Raw genomic sequence first — 20,210 nt, forward strand, 5'->3', positions numbered from 1 at the left:
CCGTTGTCGATTTGATCTGGCTTGATAGTGGTGTTTCCTTCGGCATCCAGTTGAACAGTGATGTTTTGGATTGCAACTACTGGAGCTACGTTGTCTTCTACAGTTACGATTGCTTCGGAAGAATTGGTATTTCCACTTTTATCAATTACCGTTAAAGAGACCGTGTTTTCTCCAATATCATCACAGGTATATTCTACATTTGCTTCAGTCAAATAACTCACCGCAACATATAATCTTTTTACTGTCCCAGAGCAAGGATCTCCAAATACTCCATTTGAAGCCGGAATGGTAAAACTGTTCTTACCAAGAGCGTAGCCTTCAACAATTGCCTGAGAACTGGCAGCGTGACAGGAACTTAAATTATAGTCACCGCTACTTCCGGTTGGTGTTCCATAACTGGCGAATTTTACCGCTGTTACAACTTTTCCGGCAGGCAAAGAGATAGAGAGATTTTCATTTTCATTTACTTCTGCAAACTCAATGATTTCTTTAGAGAATGATATTTCAGCAATCTCACAATTATCTGTTGAACCATTATTTATTTGATCGGGAGAAACAGAGGCCTGTCCGTTGTCGTCCAGCTGCACGGTGATGTTTTGGGTGACCACCTTTGGCAAAGTTTTATCCTCTACAGTAATGGTAAAGCTTGTAGTACTGGTATTACCGGCATAATCCATAACTACATAGGAGTTCACAGTCTCTCCAACCGGGAATTCATTGGTCAATGAAATTCCCGCAGTTTGCTGAGCCGGAAGATTTGGAGTAACACCCGGAGCATCTACCTGCACAGTTAAATTTCCAATCTCTGTACCATAATGCCCTGCCCAGAATTCTACATCCCTACCGCCGTGTTCTATAAATATATATCGAAGCCCGGGGCCATAATCATTAAAAGATCTGGTAACCGATTGCCATGTATTGTTGGCAGTTAAAGTGCCGGAATCAAAGGCTTCAATTGTATTACCATCTTTATCCCTTAATTCAACTCTAAAGAAATAGGTGTCACTAAAATCTGGCCATACACCACGGTAGTTTTCTGAAATTGAGATTTCTGGAGCACTGTCAAGTACATCTCTACCATAGCCCTGAGCCATTAAGTCTATAACCTGAGATTTTTTTGAAAGACTGTAGGAGGTTCGGAAAGAGTTCCCATTTACGGTCCATCCATTACCCCCATTTAAGGTAACATTCCAACCGGCCAACCCCCCGGCTGCATTCCCGTTATAAGCTATATTGCCAGTACTTGCACAATTATCCTGAGTGTTAAATCTTAAATCGATTAAAGCACCACAAAGTTCAGGATCAGATTCAAAAACCAGTTGTGAAGGCTGCAGTATTATAGGTGAAATATTGTCCTCAACCATTACCGTTGCCGTTTCGGAAGATTCGTTTCCGCTTTTATCTTTTACAGTTAAAGTCACTGTATTTTGACCGAGATTTGAACAGCTAAAGTCAGTAATATCGAGACTCATCGTATCAATTTCACAATTATCTGAAGAGCCGTTGTTTATATCGGCAGGTACGATGGAGGCAGCTCCGTTTTCATCAAGCTGCACGGTGATGTTTTGGGTGACCACAACCGGATCTACATTGTCTACCGCGGTAAATTTAAAGACCTCGGTTGATGACAGGTTTCCGGAATCTGTCGCTGTGATAGTAATATTAGAACTGGCCTGTGTATCTTCAACAGGAACTATAGTTACATCATAATTAGTCCCATTATGTACAACACTAATATTGGCATTGGATATAAATGCCTGGTTGTCTGAAGTAGCTTTTACTTCCAGGTCTTGATAAGAGTCTTCGGCATCTGTAATATCGACAGTAAAACTATATGTCTCTGAAGGACAGTTTTCAATATCTGAAATTTCAGAAATTTGAGGAAGTGTGTTTAATTGCAAGGTTTTTACACCTGAATACTGAAAACAAGATTGATCACCAGTAAGACCACCGTACTCTACAATGTAGCCCAATGAACTATTGCCTCCGTTCAAGTCATTCCATAAACCTCCATTTTGATAATATATTTGAAGAGCGTGCTCTGAGCTTCCGGAGTTATTAGGCTCGGCTACATTCCAGTTTTCAAATTGACCATTTACGCTTTGTGACCCTTCTGAAAATTGGGTTCCGGCTTCGGGTCCTGTAATCCAATGCCATTTACCTTCTGCTTCAGTTTGAGAATTGTAAAGCGTATTGCCTGCTGCTGAATTGATTTCAGAAAAATTATCTGATCCTCCTATCCAGCCATCGCCTGATAATTTGGTTAGTATAAATTCATTTTCTGACGCAGAAGTAATAGTTGCAAGATATCCCTGCAGTCCGTTTAAGGTTTTTGTTGCCGCATCGGCCTTTGCCTGGTTCCAGGTAAACAAGCCATTTACATATTCGTAATAATGACTATTATCGGAGTTAGATACTCCTGCTCCAATATTGAAAACTATTTCCCTTTCGAGAACGTTGCTACTGGTAGTACGAAACTGGATATTCTGAAAAATATCCTGAAGTTCCTGGGAAGTCATAGCTCCTGAAAAGGTAAGAACTCCGGTTGAAGCACTATAGCTACTGGTAACGCCTGAAGGCAAAGTAAAACCTGTAACCAACCTCAACTCATCACCCGATTGGAAATTTTCATTAATAGAGACCGTTGCACCATCCACATTGTTGGACAAATGGATTAATAGGTTACTATCAATTATTGTATAATTTCCCGGTGAAGAAGTCACTGTATTTCCCTCACTGGGTTCTACAAGAGCATCGGGGGTTTCTATTGAAATTTCTGCATTTTTGGTAATTTCATTCCCGGCACCATCTTTTACTGTGATAGCCACTTGTTGGGTTCCAACATCAGTACAATCAAAGGTAAAATTAGCAGGTGTGATAGTATAGCTACAGTTATCGTTTACTTCAGAAATAAATTCTGTAGCAGGAACCGTTAGTCCATCTATACTGGAAAGTTTACGGGTTATATTCTGAAGACTAAGAGTTGGTAGTTCATTGTCTACTACTGTAACAGTAAAAGATTTTGTGATTTTATTAGTTCCATCTGAAACTTCATAAGTAACAGTGGTACCCCCTAACGGGAAAGCAGAACCACTTGCAAAATCCTGGTTAAGTAGACTTATAGTAGGATCAGAATCACAATCATCTGAAGCTGTTGGACTGCTATAAGTCACCACTGCATCACATTGCCCCGCATCAACATTTACCTGAATGTCTACAGGAAAACTTGTAAAGGCTGGAGGCTGATTGTCGCTCACAATCACATCAAAATTAGCACTTGATGAGTTGTTAGAAGGATAACCCGTATTATCTGTCGCATTCACGGATACTGTAGTAGTCCCCAGGGGGAAAACGAAAGTTTGCGGATCAATCACATTACCTTCAACAGAGTAAACTACTGTAGGATTTGAATCACAGTTGTCTGCTACAGAAACATTAGAAAAAGATCCAGCTACAAATTCACAATTTGTTTGATTTGTACCTACTTTTAAATCACTTGCGGTAATTGTGGGGGCAGACCGATCATAAAAAGTTTGGGTTATGGAATATCCAAAAAGTCCATTAGTACAGGCCTCCTCAGTTTCAGCCGGAGGGCCTTCCACAAAATTAATTGTAACTTCTTCATTACATTTAACTGGTAAGAAATCATAGTACACCCAGTCATTATAGGTGTTTGCCTGGCCGCTACATTGAACACGGTTATTTATTGTACCCTGCACAGGTAAATTGCCAAAAGGGATGTTATTATAATAACCCGATCCTGAAATATTTTGATTCCCACTTCCCTGATTAACGACTATATAAAAATTACCCAAATTCGAGTCATTTACATCATTGTGCCAATGCTCTAACCAAAAACGTATAGTCCCGTCATCCCTGAGCTCCCAAAAAGTTTGGACTGTATGAGCAGAGCTGATAAAGCTCAATAGTAGGAAAGAAATAAATAGTAAAAGTTTCTTCATATAGATTTGTTTAGTATTAATTAGCTATTAAAATATCCATGAATTAAGCTGCAGGATATTTAAACAAACAGGACTAAAAGAGGCTAATTTAGATTTATTTAACAAATATAGCATTAATCCCATGATGGATAAAATATTTAGATGAAAAGCAATATATTAAGGTTCAACTACTCAATTTTTTGAATAATGTTTTTGATAAACTTCTTTTTATTCATGATAATAAGTTGTTTAACATAGATCTAAAGCAAAAGCTAGCTGCCAGCCCCCATGGATTATGTATTAATGATTTAGTTTAAAGTCAAATCTGTTTCAATCATGTCTTATGAAAGAAAGCACTTCTTAACAAAAAGTTAAAGCGGCGAATATATATAAGTGCTTAATTGATAACAATACCCACTTTTGGGTATATATAGAAGATCCTAACACAAATCTTCAATTGCTCCCATTTCATGGCGCAAAAAAAACCTTAAAAAACGTTAATGCAGTTAAAATCCCACAAATGATGTATTCAAATTAAATTTGGACACGTGCTTATTACTGAGACAGAGAGGCTTCACAAAGCTAATTCATAGTGGCGGCATACTCGCTAGGGCTAACTTCCACAAGGGTTTTGAAGGTTTTACTAAAGGAAGTTCTGCTGGTAAATCCACATTCACTGGCTAAAGCTTCAATAGTGTTGCTTTCTAAATAGCCATTTTCAATAAGTTGTTTTGCATGCTCCATGCGTAGACTATTTTTGTAGGAAGCAAAGCTTAATCCGTATTGCTTTTTGAGGAAGTAGGAAATATGATGTGAAGGCATTTCCAGTTCCCTTGCACATTCGGTAAGGTTAAAATTTTGGTTCAGGTACAATTTTCTATCCTTTAACCCCATGAGTTTAGATTTTACCTCCTGCTCATCGAGACCAAATTTTAATTCATCATCCTGCTCTTTTGGGTCCTTTACAGCTACTTCGGGACTGGAAGCAGGTATTACTTTTTGAGGGTATCCATACAGAATTGTCGGAAAATAAATTGGAATAACTCCAATAAGGAATAAGGCTATATAAAGGAAGAAAGTGATTATACCTCCATTTTTTCCAATGACCAGCAACGAATGGAATAAATTCTCTTCAAACATTTTTTCTAATGCATAAAGAATAGCCAGTAATGCCATGATCATGAGAATACTCCAAAAAGTAACTAACCACTTATTTAGAATAGATTTTAGCTCATCATTCTTGTCTTTTTTGATAAAGGTTATAAGTTGAGGCAGTAATACCACTAACACCCCTAATTGCCAAACGTGGCGTATTAGAAGGTGTTGATCAAGAGTGAGCAGCCAGTAATCTACTTCCAGCCTCCTTTCCGGAGATGATATCGTATGGGAGATAATATCATTATAAAAACTTACCGGTTGAAGATAAACATAACTTACATCTATAACGCCCAGTAGAAAGGGAATGAATAAAATTAAATCGGTGATCTTGAAATTAAGCCTATCGGTTAAAATAACCTGGAAGTAATAGTAAATGGGAACAAAAATGAGATGATATGGTAACAAAGGCCACAGAAAGAACCAGGTAAAGTGTTCTAAATAGCCCCCATCTATAATATAAGCCTGTAAGGCATATAGCGAAAGAAGAAAGTAGAAACCTCCCAAAATACGGGTGGCAAGTGTATTTGTTGACCTCTTAAGAAATAAGGTAGTTGATAAAACAAAGCCGAATATGGCTGCGATTAATAAAATTAGAATCAAAATACACCTTTATAAATGTTACTCCCCTTTAACATTTTCGGAAATTTAAAGCAGTTTTAAAGACAAAATTTGTCTCCAAAATTGGATCTAAAATAACCGACACGAAGTAACTCAATATTTACGGAAATTCCCAAAATATAATTATAAGCAGCTTTTCATCAATCAGGTCAACAATAAAGCGAATTGTCGAGTAAATTTTTCATTATAAAATCATAAAGAAGATCGCTTAAAAACACCTACTTCATCAAATTGAGGCATAAACCCCCTGAAAATTCTCACAAATTACTAAGAGAAAGTATCAGGTTTTGAGGAATTCACTAAAGTCTGCTTGGGTGGGTATTTTATGAAGCTTCTTCTGAAAGAATATCCATATTCAGATCTCTTTAAAAGAAAGATCCCGTCACAAAAGCAATGACGGGATCTCAAAAATGGTGTTTTTATTGCAGATTTATCCTGCCGAAATTTCTACCAGCGTTGATGAACTTCTTTTTTAATAAAGTCTTCGTAAACCCTGTTCATTTTCTGAATTTGATCTTCGGAAAGATCTGGAGTTTCCTCTACTGAAAGATTTGATTGCAAATGATCTACTTTTGAAGCACCCGGAATTACAGTACTCACTTCTTCCCTTCTCAAGATCCACTTCAAGGCCATGGGTGCCAGATTTTCTGTATCGGGGAAAACTGCTTTTAAAGCATTTGCAGCCTCTACTCCCTTTTCAAAATTTACTCCGGCAAATGTCTCCCCTTTATCAAAAGCTTCCCCGTCACGATTAAAATTACGGTGATCTTCGGGAGAGAAATGAGAATCCTTACTGAATTTTCCGGTTAACAATCCGCTCGCCAGAGGAACTCTTACGATGATCCCAACATTCTTCTCTGCTGCCATTTTAAAGAACTTCTCCTGTGGTCGCTGGCGAAAGAGGTTATAGATAATCTGGACCGTAGAAACGTTATCGTATTCCAAAGCTTTGATCCCTTCTTCAACTTTTTCGACACTCACGCCCAACTTGTCAATTTTGCCCTGCTCGTGCAATCTTTCAAAAGTCTCAAAGACCTCCGGCCTATAGTAAACATCGGTTGGAGGACAATGCAACTGAATAAGGTCCAGTCTTTCCAATCCGGTGTTTTTCAGGCTATCCTCTACAAATCTGGTTAGAGCTTCGGGAGTGTAGCCCTCATTTACATGAGGTGATATCCTGCGGCCGCATTTTGTAGCCACATAGATCTTTTCAGATCTTGATCTTACCACTCTTCCTACCGCTGCCTCACTCAAGCCGTCTTCGTAAACATCGGCCGTATCTATGAAATTTATTCCGTTGTCAATTGCGGTGTTAAGTATTTCTTCTGCTTTTTGATCATCAAAACCAGATCCCCATTTTCCTCCAACCTGCCAGGTACCCAGCGAGATCTCAGAAATTTTAAAACCTGTTTTTCCTAATGTCCTATAATTCATTTCAAAAATTTTGATTCTACTTTACTTTCGCACTTTCTGGCGGACCTAAGTATGATTCTTTTTCCTCTCCGGTCTTAATCACAATCTTTTGTACCACCACGCCAGATTCTATGGCCCATACTTTCAAGCTGTGATTCCCCGGCTCAAGGTTTATTGTTGTTCTTACTTTCGTTACGTTGTTGGCTACCGAAGTATTCCAGTTATCCTCTGTCTGCTCATGCATATTGATCACTTCCGGTTCCCTGTCATCAACAGAAACTGCAAATTTCAAGCCTCCCTGGTTTCTAAAATCAAGCGTGGGAGATAAGTAAAATTCAACTTCAGCATCACCTGAACTAAAGTTATGAAAATTATAAGTGAGATACGGACTATTTTCAGAAAGTTCCTGCTGGGTAGGCTCATGTGGGAAAGAAGCCATGGCCGATCCTGTTTTTCCAAGATTTGGTACTAATTCCCAGCCGCTTTTGTCTGTTTTATTGTTTTCAGAAAAATTTGCAGCTTCCATAGAAATATATCCGTTGCTTTCCACGAAGCCTTTGATTTTTCCGGTCTCCGGATTGTTAACAGGCACCTCAACAGTGATCTTCTTACCTGCGCCCTTGATCTGGAAAGAGCCTTTAGCCTCCCCTTTAGGAGCTTTCTCCCAGTTCACACTAACCAAAAGTCTTTTTTGATCCTCAACCGTCCCTTTTTCTTCAAAAACCTTTATCCAATTAGATTTCTTCTGAATCTTATAATCAAAAGATTTTTGGCCCTTATTGAAAACCTCCACATAGAATTCCTGATCGTTAAACGGATCAAATGTGGGTAAGCTGCCGGAAGAATTCTTTCCAAAAATGGCATTTTTGGAAGCCTGCACAGCGACACCCATTTCGGCCTTTTCAGGAACTTTGATCTTCCCTACCTCGGGCATATTATTTTGCTCGGGTTGTTGCCAGTAGGTGTACCCAATGTGCGTTTGAGACATCATATGGTTCCACTTTCCATCAGCCAGTTCGGTGTGATATTGTTCTGTTAGCTCAGCGTCTTTTTGAAAAAGTTCATTGGTTTTGTCTGCGTATTTGTTGGCTGCCGCTCTGCCCTGCTCTGCATACAAATTATTTTTTGCAGCCGAAACATACAACTCGTTGAGATTCGCAGATGCCTTTACCGGAAATAATACCAACTGATAATATGCATCTTTATATTCTTTAGAAATTTGCTCGTAGATCGCTTCAGCTCTTTGCTCCAGGTCCCGGTATTCCTTAACAATTCTATCGGCTTCGTTGAAATTTGTAAGACTATATGTCTCAGGACTTAATAATTCGGGTTTTCTACGGCTGTTGTATTTTGTGTAAGTTAGAAGGATGTCTGCAATTTCTTCGGAATGCTCTTCGGGCAATTGTTTTGCAGCCCAATCTTCAGTATATTTTCTCAAATCTCCGGCGCCAATTTTTTCAGGATCCCAGGCAAAATCCAGGAAGAAACTGGTTGGGTATTCCATAGGTTTAATATCCCCAACGTTGACGATCCACAGTTCGTCTGCCCCGAATTCATAGGCAAGGTTCATTTGTTCCCAAACACGGGAAATCTGGGTGGTATTGATCCATTTGTAATTTCTGGGGCCACCTACGTAATCGAAATGGTAATAGATTCCGTAGCCGCCTTCTCTTGGTGAATCATTAGGATTCGGGAGCTTCCGGATATTTCCCCAGTTGTCATCTGCTAAAAGCAAGGTAACATCATCGGGCACGCGCATTCCCTGGTCGTAATAATCCTGCACTTCTTTATATAGTGCCCATACCTGCGGAGTTTCGGCGGCTGGTTTTCCGGTAACTTCAGCGATGATCTCCCGTTGGTCTTCCACTACTTTTTCCAGCAGTTCTATGGCTGTACCTTCGCTCATGGGCTCATCGCCGTCGCCGCGCATTCCTACGGTTACCACACTTTCATAATCTCCCATGCGTTCAATTCCGCCTCTCCAGAATTCCTGAAGGTTCCCGGGATTGGTATTATAATTCCATTCGCCTTCGCCAAAGCGCCTCCACTCGTCGTGGGCTCGCATTAGTGGTTCGTGGTGAGAAGTTCCTATCACCACGCCATATTCGTCTGCCAAAACAGGATTTTTGGGGTCATCATCGTAAAAAGCTCTTCCCCACATAGCCGGCCACAGGTAATTGCCCTGCATACGTAGAATGAGTTCAAAAACATGCTCATAAAAGCCACTGGTGAAGCCGCCGAAATTCTCTGTTGCCCAACCCGCAAGGGCAGGCGCTTCATCATTGATAAAGATGCCGCGGTATTTTACTTTTGGAGTGCCTTTGGAATGAATTCCCGGCTGCACATAAAGTACATCTGACTTTTTCGCTGGAACGTCTGCCCAGTAATACCATGGGGAAACCCCAATTTCTCGGGACACATCATACATCCCGAAGATGGTTCCTCGTTTATCACTTCCCACAATCACCAGCGCCTGCTCCACCCCCTGAAAAGGCTGTTCAACCACCTGAATCGAGAAAGTTTCCCACTTCCCCTCAATTTCAGAAACATCGATCTTATTGTTCTGAACCAATTGGTCTATGAGGCGACTTTTCCCAAGCGTACCAATAATAACAGGAGTTCCTGATGAAACTTCCGAATGCTTTAACAGCTCCGGAAGTTTCCCGGTCACCCTTTCAATATCCTTCTGAAGATCTTCAGCTACCCGGTGCACACCCTTAAAATCGTTCTCATCAATATAAATTGCCGCACTTCCAGCTTCAGAAACCAACGGAAAATATCCGTTTTCCTCAGAAGTAGCTATATAGGATTCCTGCGCAAGAACAGCGCTGTAGTTCATTCCCAGAAAAAACAGGAAAAACAGAAAGTTGGCTTTGGTAATATTCGGGGTGATCTTCATATTGCTGATTTTCATTCTTTTTCTTCTGCAAAATCTATAACCTGAAAATATGCCTTTTTTCGCTGCATATCTTCATCAAACAAAAGCGGGTAGTTCTTTCGCCCTTCCACCGGATAGTAATCCAGCCAGGAATATTGATCTGAAAGGTTCCAGAAAGTCACGCTTGAAAGTACATCTTTGTAATCTCTAAAAACCCGGAAAAACATATCGTAAGCTTCCAGTTGCTTTTGTTCCAGCTCGGGGGTGAATTCATCCACATCTTCGGGTCTGCGCTCCCGCTGTTCTTTCTCCCAGGGATAAAGGGAAACATCGAGCTCGGTGATCTGTACTTCCAGGCCTAAAGAGGAGTACATATCCAGCGCTTCTCGAAGTTCTTCTTCTGAAGGGCCGTAGATCGACCAGTGACCCTGAATTCCAACGCCGTCGATTGGCACATCCCGGTCAACCAGCATCTTTAAAAGCTTGTAGATCCTGTCCCTTTTTTCGGGAATGATGGCGTTGTAATCGTTGTAATAAAGTTTAGCATCAGGATCGGCTGCGCGGGCATATTCAAAGGCTTTAATGATGAAATCCTCTCCTGCTATGTCATACCATTCAGATTTTCTTAGGAATTGGGTGCTGTCATCGGCAATGGCTTCATTCACTACATCCCAGGCATAAATAGTGCCTTTATAGCGTGAAACTACAGAATCTATATGGGTTTTCATCCTGCTTAGCAGCTCTTCCTTACTCACTTTCCCACCATCTTCAGCTTCAAAGATCCAGTCTCCGGTTTGCTGATGCCATACCAGGGCATGCCCCCGCATCATAAGATCATTTTCACGGGCAAAATTTGCAATTGCATCTGCCTGCTCCCAGTTAAACCGGTCTTGCTCGGGATGAATTGGCCCCATCTTCATTACATTTTCCGGAGTAATGCTGTTAAATTCCTTTTTAAGAAGTTCGGCAGATTCTCCCTGAACAGTGCCCGGTCCCACCGCCACTCCTATTGGAAAATAGTCTGAATAATAATCTTTAAGGCCTTTTTCCTGTTGTTCTTCAGCGGTCACAGCTGTCTGTTCTTTTTTATCCGATTCATTTTTACAACCGGTCAAAAGCGAAAGGGACAGCATCAAAAGAGCTGAATTTTTTAAAATATTTAAATGAGCCATAGATTTCTATTTGTGAGTTTCAAGGATTCCGAGTTCGAGTCCGCGCAATTCAGCCAGACCTTTCAACCGTCCTATAAATGAATAGCCGGCGTAATAATTTTTATCTTTTTCCATGGAATGCAGATAACCATGATCTGGCCGCATGGGGATGCTTTTCTGTTTTTCCTGCTGAAGTTTAAGGATCTTCTTCATTACTTCGGTCATAGGAACATCTCCGTCTAAATGATCTGACTCCATAAAAACTCCGGAAGTTTCCCTTTTCACATTCCGAAGGTGCAAAAAGTGGATCCTGTCACTAAATTTTTCAAAGATCTGCAGAAGGTCATTTTTGGGGTTTGCACCAAGAGATCCGGTGCAATAACAGAATCCGTTAGCGTTATTATCCACATTGCTGAAAATATACTCCAGGTCGCTCTGTTTGCTAACCACTCTTGGTAATCCCAATACAGAAAATGGGGGATCATCTGGATGAATGGCCAGTTTTACACCACTTTCAGCCGCTACAGGAGCTACTTCTTTTAAGAAAGCAACCAGATTCTCCCGAAGTTTTTGATCATTAATATGGCTATAGGATTCAAGCAGATCTTTAATGATTTCCGGAGTGAAGTTCTCTTTACTTCCGGGCAAACCTAGAAGGATGTTCTTAAAAAGCTGCTCTTTTTCTTCAGAAGACATCTTTTCGCCAAGAGCTTTGGCTTCAGCAATCTCAGCATCGGAATAATCCTGCTCTACATTCTTCCTCTTCAGCAGAAAAAGGTCGAAAAAAGCGAATTTTACCGGGTCGTACCTTAGTACTGTTGCCCCTTCTTTATTTTCGTAAAAATGATCTGTACGCACCCAATCCAGGATAGGCATAAAGTTATAAGCGACCACTTTTATCCCGCATTTTCCAATATTCTGAAGGCTGATCTTGTAATTTTCAATGTATTTTTCAAAATTCCCCGAGCGTTTCTTGATATCCTCATGTACGGGAAGACTTTCTATCACGCTCCATTGCAAACCAAGGGCTTCAATTTCTGCTTTCCTCTCTAAAATGGCATTTTTGGACCAGATTTCTCCCACAGGAATTTCGTGTAATGCAGTTACGATCCCGGTAATTCCGGCTTGTTTCAATTCTTTGAGCGAGAGTACGTCGTTAGGGCCGTACCAGCGCATGGTCTGGGTCATTTTGTACATCTTAAAAACCTATTGAGTTTCCACCATCTACCGGAAGAACTGTTCCGGTAGTAAATTTTGATTCTGAAGTTGCAAAATAGTAAACTGCATCTGCAACATCTGAAGGTTCTCCCAGTTTTCCCATCGGGGTTCTGGAAAGCACTTTGTTCTTACGCTCTGGATCATTGTCCAACGCTTTGCTGGACATATTGGTTTTAATGAACCCGGGGGCGACAGCGTTCACCCTGATCCCAAATTGCGCAAGATCTACGGCCATTGCACGCGTCATCCCGTCTATGGCAGTTTTACTCGCCGAATATGCAATTACTTTAGGAATTCCATATTGAGCCGCCATAGAGCTAATATTGATGATGCTTCCGTAGTTATTCTTTTTCATCACTTTTGCCACTTCCCTGCTCACTGCAAACAGCGCAAGCACATTGGTGTGGAGAATATTCTGAAATTCGTCGTTGGTAACTTCTAGAAATTCCTTTTTCATATTGATCCCTGCGTTATTCACCAGAATATCAATTTTTCCGGCTTCTTCAGCAAGTTTCGCGACGGCTTCAGGTATTTCATTAAGGTTATTGAGATCGAGGATAAAAGGTTTTGCATTTGGCCCCAGCTCCTCACAGGCTTGAAGGGTTTTCTCTTTATTCCTACCATTTACGTAGGTGGTAATTCCGTTATCACAGAATTTTTTTGCGGTCGCAAATCCCAGTCCGGCATTTGCGCCAGTTACCAGTGCTATAAGATTTTTATTCATAAGTAGTTTAATGCCAGGAAGGACTTATGCCTGGTGCATAAGGGAATTCCAGTGATTGATAATATTCTAAATCATGTTCGGGTGTAGGGACAAATTCGGGTAATTCCATTTCAGAAAACTGCTGGAAATACAGAAGTACGGCGTCGCGCCACCATTTTGCTTCTTTTAGCTGAATCTGAAGCAGCATTTGTGTCGTGGTAAACCTCTCCTCATCTACATATTCTTCCATTTCATTCCAGGTCTTCACCATATCTTCCACTTCTTCCACACCTTGCTGATATTTAGCAGCCATGTTATGCCAAAGAGTCTTTCCGTTTTTCATTTCATAATCCCAAGGCACGTGGTGGAACCACAGCAGGTACTGTTCGGGGGTTGTTTCTATTGAATTATACTTTTCTCTAAGGGGCTCTGCATATTGAGCAAGCGCATTGCTTCCTGTAGTAGTTCGGTCAAAACCAACTCCCAAAGAATCGGCACGGTGATAATAAACAGGATTCCACTCTGGCCTGTCCAGGTTGTCAACCCACGGGCCGGGACCGTAATGATGACCTGTGTCCATGATATGATGAAGACCTAAAGGAGTCATATAATTCACAACTGCTTCCCGGGAATCCAACATCATTTCACTCACCTCATCAACAAAATTCTTCTCCTTTGAAAATGTCATTTTTAGCCAGTCTTCTGCGATCTCTTCAGAATCTATGTAAGGATCCCAGGCCAGACGCCCAAAGCCATACCAGTTGGCCTGCCCAAAAGGATGGCCTGTCCAGTTCTTTGCAGTTCCAATATTGGCCACCCCGGCGATTCCTGTTAATTTTTTATTTGACAGGCTTCCATCTATAACTTTCGCTACCGTAGAGCCTTCCCCCTGTACATAGGTATCTTCATCAAGAACCTCCTCGAACATTTTTGGCAGGTAAACCAGGTGGGAACTAAAACCAAGATATTCCTGGGTGATCTGGAATTCCATCATTAGTGGGGTATCGGGCATTGCGCCAAACATAGGGTGAAATGGCTCCCGCGGCTGGAAATCTATTGGCCCGTTCTTCACCTGCACCAGCACGTTGTCATGGAATTTACCATCAAAAGGCACAAATTCGGAATACGCCTGTTTCGCCCTGTCATCAGGATCGTGTTCTGAGTAGACAAAAGCGCGCCACATCACAATTCCGTTGTGTGGCGCTACGGCCTCAGCAAGCATATTTGCACCATCAACGTGAGATCTACCATAGTTATTGGGGCCGGGTTGTCCTTCAGAATTTGCTTTGACTAAAAATCCTCCAAAATCGGGGATTTCAGCATAAATTTCATCGGCTTTATCTTTCCACCATTGTTTTACTTCAGGATCAAAAGGATCGGCCGTCTCCAGGTCACCAGATTCCATTGGGGAAGAAAAACGTGCCGTTAGATAAACTTTTATTCCGTAAGGCCTGAAAACATCAGCCAGGGCTTTTACTTTTTCAATGTATGCTGAAGTAAGCACCACCGAACTGGCGTTCACATTGGTCAATACGGTTCCGTTAATTCCTATAGAGGCATTCGCGCGGGCATAGTCAATATATTCAGGTTTGATAAGCTCTGGCAGGTGATGCCAGTCCCAAATGGAAAATCCGGCATAGCCACGTTCCACGGTCCTATCCAGGTTGTCCCAGTGATTTAGGACCCTGATCTGAATTTTTGGAGAATCGGTTATAGAAATTTCATCTATTGCGTTTCTCAATTGCATTTCTTTGATGAACCTGAAAGTTCCGTATAAAAGCCCGGCTTCAGTTTCTGCTGTAATAACTGTTGCCGGTGTATTCCCAATGCGGATCTTTTTGATAATATAACCTTCAGAATTAATTTTTGTAAATTCTCCTTCTAAAGAAGGAAGCACATACGCAGGAAGGTTATCACGGGTGCCCAGAACCAGGCTGTTTTCTTTAATGGAGATAGCGGTTGGAATTGATGCGTCAAAGAACCCCGCATAAGCTTTTTCAAGCTCAGAGACCGCAGCATCCAGTGTAGCGCCAGACCCATAGGTTATTAATCCCTGAATTTGGGTGGAATAGTTTTCTCTTAGGGTCGCTTCTTCAATAGGATAATATTGCAGCCATAGGTCATAACCGTCCTGAGAACGAAGGTTTAACGGGAGAATTGCCAGTAAAAATATGAAGTAAAGACATTTAGACATTGGAGAGGATTATTTAAAATATGCACGTGATTTGGAACGGAAAAATAGAAAAAAATAACCTATCAGCAAAACATTTTACGCAATCGGTTGTGTTTAAATTAAAAATATATTTAATTTGTTAAGATGCAATGTTTATTACCTCTACACTAGAAGAATAACCAACCCATAAAATAGCCACATGAAAAGTCTAATAATCAGAAAGTTTTTAATTTTACTTATAACCTTTATTGCAGGATTTGCCGTTGCCCAGGAAAATCCTAAAAATCAAAATTATCCTTTCAATGATCCTACCTTAAGTATAGAGGAAAGAACCCAGGATCTAATCAATCGATTGACTATTGAAGAGAAGGCCTGGCAGATGATGCATAACAGTCCCGCAGTAGAACGACTGGGTATTCCCGAATACAACTGGTGGAATGAAGCTTTACACGGTATTGGACGATCTGGTGTGGCAACTGTTTTTCCACAGGCTATTGGAATGGGAGCTACTTTTGATGAAGATCTCATTCTTGAGGTAGCCAACGCAATTTCAGATGAGGCGCGGGCAACACATAATACAGCCGTAGAAAACGGATATCGCCGTCAATACAGCGGACTCACCTTTTGGACGCCAAACATTAATATTTTCAGAGATCCACGTTGGGGACGTGGCCAGGAAACATATGGGGAAGATCCTTTTCTTACTGCATTGCTGGGAACAGCTTTTGTAAAAGGGCTTCAGGGAGACCATCCTAAATACCTGAAAACTGCTGCAGCCGCAAAACATTATGCCGTTCACAGCGGACCCGAAAAACTTCGCCATGAATTCAATGCCGAAGCTTCCATGAAAGATATGTGGGAAACTTATTTACCGGCTTTTAAAGCCCTTGTAGATGCAGATGTTGAAACCATCATGTGCGCCTATAACGCGACAAACGGGGAACCCTGTTGCGCAAACAAATATTTGTTGCAGGATGTTTTACGTGACAAATGGAATTTCCAGGGGCATATCGTAAGTGACTGCTGGGCGTTGGTAGACTTTTACGAAGGCCACAACGTAGTGGAAACGCCCGAGGAAGCAGCAGCTCTGGGAATTAAAAGCGGGGTAAACCTAAACTGCGGAAGCGTATATCCTTCACTTGTTGAAGCCGTTGAACAAGGTTTGGTAACTGAAGCCGAAATTGACGAGCAACTTGCTGTCCTTCTAAAAACGAAGTTCAAATTAGGCCTTTTTGACCCCGCAGAAGACAATCCATATTCACAGCTTTCAGCAGAAGATCTCGACACCGAAGAACACAGGGCTCTGGCAAGAAAAGTAGCGCAGAAGTCTATTGTAATGCTAAAAAATAATGGTGCCTTACCTCTCAAAAATGACCTTTCCAAGTACTTTATTACCGGCCCGAATGCTACGAGTATTGAGGTGCTACTTGGAAATTACCACGGAATCAACCCCAACCTTGTCACCATTCTTGAAGGCCTTGCCGGGGCGATAGAACCACAGAGCCAAATGCAATACCGCCAGGGAACATTGCTTGACAGGCCAAATGCGAATCCGCAGGATTGGGCTTCCCCCAATGCCGGCAATAGCGATGCTACCATCGCAGTATTAGGAATTTCGGGTGTTCTGGAAGGGGAAGAAGGAGAATCTATCGCTTCAGAAACTTTTGGAGACCGGCTGGATTACAATCTTCCTCAAAACCAGATCGATTACCTGAAAAAACTGAATGAAGCGGCAGGTGATGCTCCTGTTATCGCTGTAATTACAGGAGGTAGCCCTATGAATCTTCAGGAAGTGCATGAACTGGCAGATGCTGTTCTCCTCGTTTGGTATCCCGGAGAAGAAGGAGGAAATGCCGTTGCAGATGTCATTTTTGGAAAGGTATCTCCATCAGGAAGGCTTCCAATAACCTTTCCTAAATCTTTGGATGACCTTCCGGCATACGAAGATTATAGTATGGAAGGCAGAACCTATAAATACATGAATGCAGAGCCCATGTACCCCTTTGGCTATGGCCTTAGCTACAGCGACTTCAATTATTCAGAGATCAAACTTTCAGATAAAAAACTGAAAAAAGGAAAATCCTTAATAGCAAAAGTTGTGGTAACAAATTCCGGAGAAACGAAAGCAGAAGAAGTAGTTCAGCTTTATGTGTCTGATCTTAAAGCTTCAGTAAGAACCCCAAAATCTCAACTATACGGGATAAAAAAGGTTGAACTTGAGCCTGGCGCTTCCGAAGAGATTTCTTTTGAGATCACGCCGCAGATGATGCAACTAGTGAATAATGAAGGAGAGCGAGTTTTGGAATCGGGTGAATTCAGTATCTACATTGGTGGCTCAAGCCCCGGAAAAAGAAGCACTGAACTGGGAAAAGAACTAAAAGAAGCCAATTTCACACTCAGGTAATCCCCTAAGAAGATTAAAATGAAAAATTTCATAGACGCTGATTTTCTCCTGGAGACCAATCACGCGAGAAAGTTATATCACGATTTTGCCAAATCAATGCCCCTTATTGATTATCACTGCCATCTATCAGCAAAAGACATAGCAAAAAACCGCATTTTTGAGAACCTCACCCAGCTGTGGATAGAGGGCGATCATTACAAATGGCGGGCAATGAGAGCACTGGGTATAGAAGAAAAATACATCACGGGAAAGGCCAGCGACAGGGAAAAATTCAGCAAATGGGCTGCGACTATCCCTTATACCCTAATGAACCCGCTTTATCACTGGACCCATCTGGAATTGAAAAGATATTTTGGAGTTGATGAAATTCTCAACACCTCTAACTCTGAAGAAGTATATGATCATTGCAACTCGCTCATCTCAACCCCCGAATATTCTGTACGGAATTTGCTTCGAAAAATGAATGTAGAGGTGGTTTGTACTACCGATGATCCTGCAGATGATCTACACTACCACAGGGAAATTGCCGAAGACGGGTTTGAAATTAAAATCCTGCCCACTTTTAGACCTGATAGATTTCTGGGAATTGAGGAAGCAGGTTTCCAGACCTATATTGAAAAAGTCTCAGCTCAAACAGAGATTAAAATTGATGATTTTGACAGCTTCCTTGATGCCGTAAAAAGCAGGATAGACTATTTTCATGAACATGGTTGCCGCCTTTCTGACCACGGCCTTGATTGTGCATGCGCCGAAGATTTTACTGATGAAGCGCTCAACATAATTCTGAACAAAAAATTATCAGGAGAGCTGCTGGAAACAACTGAAGTTCTGGTCTTTAAATCGGGAGTAATGTACCATCTGGGAAAAATGTATTCCGAAAAGAACTGGACAATGCAATTGCACTTGGGGCCTATAAGGAATACTAACACAAGAATGTTGAATAACCTGGGAGCAGACGCAGGTGTTGACAGCATAGGAGATTTTCAACAGGCCAAACCTCTGGCAAAATATCTGGATTCTTTAGACAGGATCAATTCCCTCCCCAGAACGATCTTATACAACGTAAATCCTGCCGAAAATGAAGTGATGGCCACCATGGCCGGAAATTTTATGGGCAACTCCCAAAAAGGCAAAATACAGCATGGGGCTGCATGGTGGTTTCTCGATCAAAAAGATGGAATTGAGAAACAATTAACCACCATCTCAAATATGGGGCTCATTAGCTGTTTCGTGGGAATGTTGACAGACAGCAGGAGCTTTCTTTCTTTTCCAAGACATGAATATTTTCGACGGATCTTATGTAACTACTTCGGAAATGCGATCGAAAATAAGGAACTGCCTGAAGATTTGGAATGGATTGGAAAAATTGTGCAGGACATATGCTATTACAACGCGAAGGAATATTTTGACTTTTAACCCTGGTAAATAGATTTCTCTTATAAACCCTATTTTAGCTTTGATCCAATATTTTAAACACCAAAATAGTTTGGAATCTAAGGTTTTCTTCTACTGGAATTACGAACAACCACCTTGGTATCAAGCATTGTGATCTCTGATACGCTGGTACCAAGGTTTTCCTTTGAATGTTCCAGAATTCTTAAAGCCGATATCTCCCCCATTCGTCTTGCAGGGTGTGAAATAGTGGAAAGTGAAGGCTCCACAATAGAAGCCACAGGATCATCATTAAAACCAATGATAGCTAGTTCTTCCGGCACCTTCACTCCTCTTTCTTTTGCACAGCGAATGGCACTAACAGCCGCACTGTCGTTTGAAGAAAAAATACCATCGGGCGGATTGGACATACCAAGCAGTTTTTCTGTCGCTTCCCAACCTTCGGTAGAACTCATAGTTTTAAGGCTAATGATCAGCTTTTCGTCAACCTCAATTCCATTTTCAGTCAGGGCATCAATATATCCCTTCTTTCGCATGTTATATACATTTACATGTTGAGATCCTGCAAAATGTGCTATTCTGGTACAACCCTGATCAATAAGATGTTTCGTGGCACGATAACCTGCAGCATAATTATCAATTACTACCCGGTAAGAATTAAATTCTTTTGGAACACGATCTACGAAAACCACAGGAATATTCTTGTCTAAAAACTGCTTGAAGTGAGAAGTATCTACTGTTTCCATTGCAAGAGATACGATCACCCCCCCTACCCGACTATCATATAGCGCCTTGGCATTATTCACCTCATTTTCATAACTCTCATTAGACTGACTTATAAGCACGTTATAATTGGCTTTACGCGCCGTATCTTCAATTCCGCTTATAAGGGTAGACATAAAAGGGCTATTAATTCTGGCAATTAGGATACCTATAGTTTTACTTTTATTACTTCGCAGAGAGGCTGCAATAGAGTTGGGCCTGTATCCAAGCCTTTGTGCCGCTTTATGGATTTCCTTTGTTGTTTTTTTCCCGATACTCTTGTGGTTATTTAACGCCCGGGAAACTGTAGAAGGGGAAAAGTTCAGCTCTTTAGCCAAATCATAAATAGTCACTTCTTTCTTTTTCATGGAATCAACTTGGAAATAACAACAAATGGTT

11 protein-coding genes are annotated in these 20,210 nt (G+C 41.3%); 2 read left to right on the forward strand and 9 right to left on the reverse strand.

Annotated features, from left to right (window positions below):
* The 8 genes from ACQ93I_RS08570 to ACQ93I_RS08605 form a co-directional block, all read right to left on the reverse strand.
* On the reverse strand, positions 1–3,962 hold a 3,962-nt coding region (locus tag ACQ93I_RS08570; protein ID WP_431698124.1), incomplete at its 3' end, for an HYR domain-containing protein.
* 561 nt (positions 3,963–4,523) lie between these two features.
* Positions 4,524–5,699: a helix-turn-helix domain-containing protein gene (locus ACQ93I_RS08575; protein ID WP_431698125.1), complete on the reverse strand. Its 1,176-nt coding sequence runs from the start codon at positions 5,697–5,699 to the stop codon at positions 4,524–4,526.
* A 465-nt stretch (positions 5,700–6,164) separates the two neighbouring features.
* Positions 6,165–7,151 carry an aldo/keto reductase gene (locus ACQ93I_RS08580; protein ID WP_431698126.1) on the reverse strand — a complete coding sequence of 329 codons (987 nt, stop codon included), beginning with the start codon at positions 7,149–7,151 and terminating at the stop codon, positions 6,165–6,167.
* A 16-nt stretch (positions 7,152–7,167) separates the two neighbouring features.
* Positions 7,168–10,044, reverse strand: coding sequence for a glycosyl hydrolase 115 family protein (locus ACQ93I_RS08585; protein WP_431698127.1), 2,877 nt, complete (start codon positions 10,042–10,044; stop codon positions 7,168–7,170).
* Positions 10,041–11,180, reverse strand: coding sequence for an endo-1,4-beta-xylanase (locus tag ACQ93I_RS08590; protein WP_431698128.1), 1,140 nt, complete (start codon positions 11,178–11,180; stop codon positions 10,041–10,043). Before ACQ93I_RS08590 ends, ACQ93I_RS08585 begins: the two co-directional genes overlap by 4 nt.
* 6 nt (positions 11,181–11,186) lie before the next feature.
* Positions 11,187–12,347 (reverse strand): mannonate dehydratase, encoded by a 1,161-nt coding sequence (gene uxuA, locus ACQ93I_RS08595; protein WP_431698129.1) that lies wholly within the window; start codon positions 12,345–12,347, stop codon positions 11,187–11,189.
* 10 nt (positions 12,348–12,357) lie between these two features.
* Positions 12,358–13,101: an SDR family NAD(P)-dependent oxidoreductase gene (locus ACQ93I_RS08600; RefSeq protein WP_431698130.1), complete on the reverse strand. Its 744-nt coding sequence runs from the start codon at positions 13,099–13,101 to the stop codon at positions 12,358–12,360.
* A 7-nt stretch (positions 13,102–13,108) separates the two neighbouring features.
* Positions 13,109–15,274, reverse strand: a complete 2,166-nt coding sequence (locus ACQ93I_RS08605; protein WP_431698131.1) for an alpha-glucuronidase family glycosyl hydrolase — start codon at positions 15,272–15,274, stop codon at positions 13,109–13,111.
* A gap of 178 nt (positions 15,275–15,452) precedes the next feature.
* Between ACQ93I_RS08605 and ACQ93I_RS08610 the strand changes: the two genes are divergently transcribed.
* Together ACQ93I_RS08610 and uxaC are read left to right on the forward strand one after the other, a co-directional pair.
* On the forward strand, positions 15,453–17,657 hold the full coding sequence (locus ACQ93I_RS08610; protein WP_431698132.1) for a glycoside hydrolase family 3 C-terminal domain-containing protein: 2,205 nt from the start codon (positions 15,453–15,455) through the stop codon (positions 17,655–17,657).
* Between the two features lie 18 nt (positions 17,658–17,675).
* Complete coding sequence (gene uxaC / locus ACQ93I_RS08615) at positions 17,676–19,073, forward strand: glucuronate isomerase (protein WP_431698133.1); 1,398 nt, start codon at positions 17,676–17,678, stop codon at positions 19,071–19,073.
* A gap of 77 nt (positions 19,074–19,150) precedes the next feature.
* On the opposite strand, the gene ACQ93I_RS08620 is transcribed toward uxaC, so the two are convergent.
* Positions 19,151–20,179 (reverse strand): LacI family DNA-binding transcriptional regulator, encoded by a 1,029-nt coding sequence (locus tag ACQ93I_RS08620; RefSeq protein ID WP_431698134.1) that lies wholly within the window; start codon positions 20,177–20,179, stop codon positions 19,151–19,153.
* Positions 20,180–20,210: the final 31 nt, after the last annotated feature.

This window comes from Salinimicrobium sp. WS361, from assembly GCF_050750585.1.
In the GTDB taxonomy this organism is placed as follows: Bacteria; Bacteroidota; Bacteroidia; order Flavobacteriales; family Flavobacteriaceae; genus Salinimicrobium.

What these genes read in the sequence shown, in the direction of transcription:
- ACQ93I_RS08610 (WP_431698132.1), top strand. Translation starts at nt 15,453, where the DNA reads ATGAAAAGTCTAATAATCAGAAAGTTTTTAATTTTACTTATAACCTTT.
- ACQ93I_RS08580 (WP_431698126.1), bottom strand. Translation starts at nt 7,151, where the DNA reads ATGAATTATAGGACATTAGGAAAAACAGGTTTTAAAATTTCTGAGATC.
- uxuA (WP_431698129.1), bottom strand. Translation starts at nt 12,347, where the DNA reads ATGACCCAGACCATGCGCTGGTACGGCCCTAACGACGTACTCTCGCTC.
- ACQ93I_RS08620 (WP_431698134.1), bottom strand. Translation starts at nt 20,179, where the DNA reads ATGAAAAAGAAAGAAGTGACTATTTATGATTTGGCTAAAGAGCTGAAC.
- uxaC (WP_431698133.1), top strand. Translation starts at nt 17,676, where the DNA reads ATGAAAAATTTCATAGACGCTGATTTTCTCCTGGAGACCAATCACGCG.
- ACQ93I_RS08605 (WP_431698131.1), bottom strand. Translation starts at nt 15,274, where the DNA reads ATGTCTAAATGTCTTTACTTCATATTTTTACTGGCAATTCTCCCGTTA.
- ACQ93I_RS08600 (WP_431698130.1), bottom strand. Translation starts at nt 13,101, where the DNA reads ATGAATAAAAATCTTATAGCACTGGTAACTGGCGCAAATGCCGGACTG.
- ACQ93I_RS08585 (WP_431698127.1), bottom strand. Translation starts at nt 10,044, where the DNA reads ATGAAAATCAGCAATATGAAGATCACCCCGAATATTACCAAAGCCAAC.
- ACQ93I_RS08590 (WP_431698128.1), bottom strand. Translation starts at nt 11,180, where the DNA reads ATGGCTCATTTAAATATTTTAAAAAATTCAGCTCTTTTGATGCTGTCC.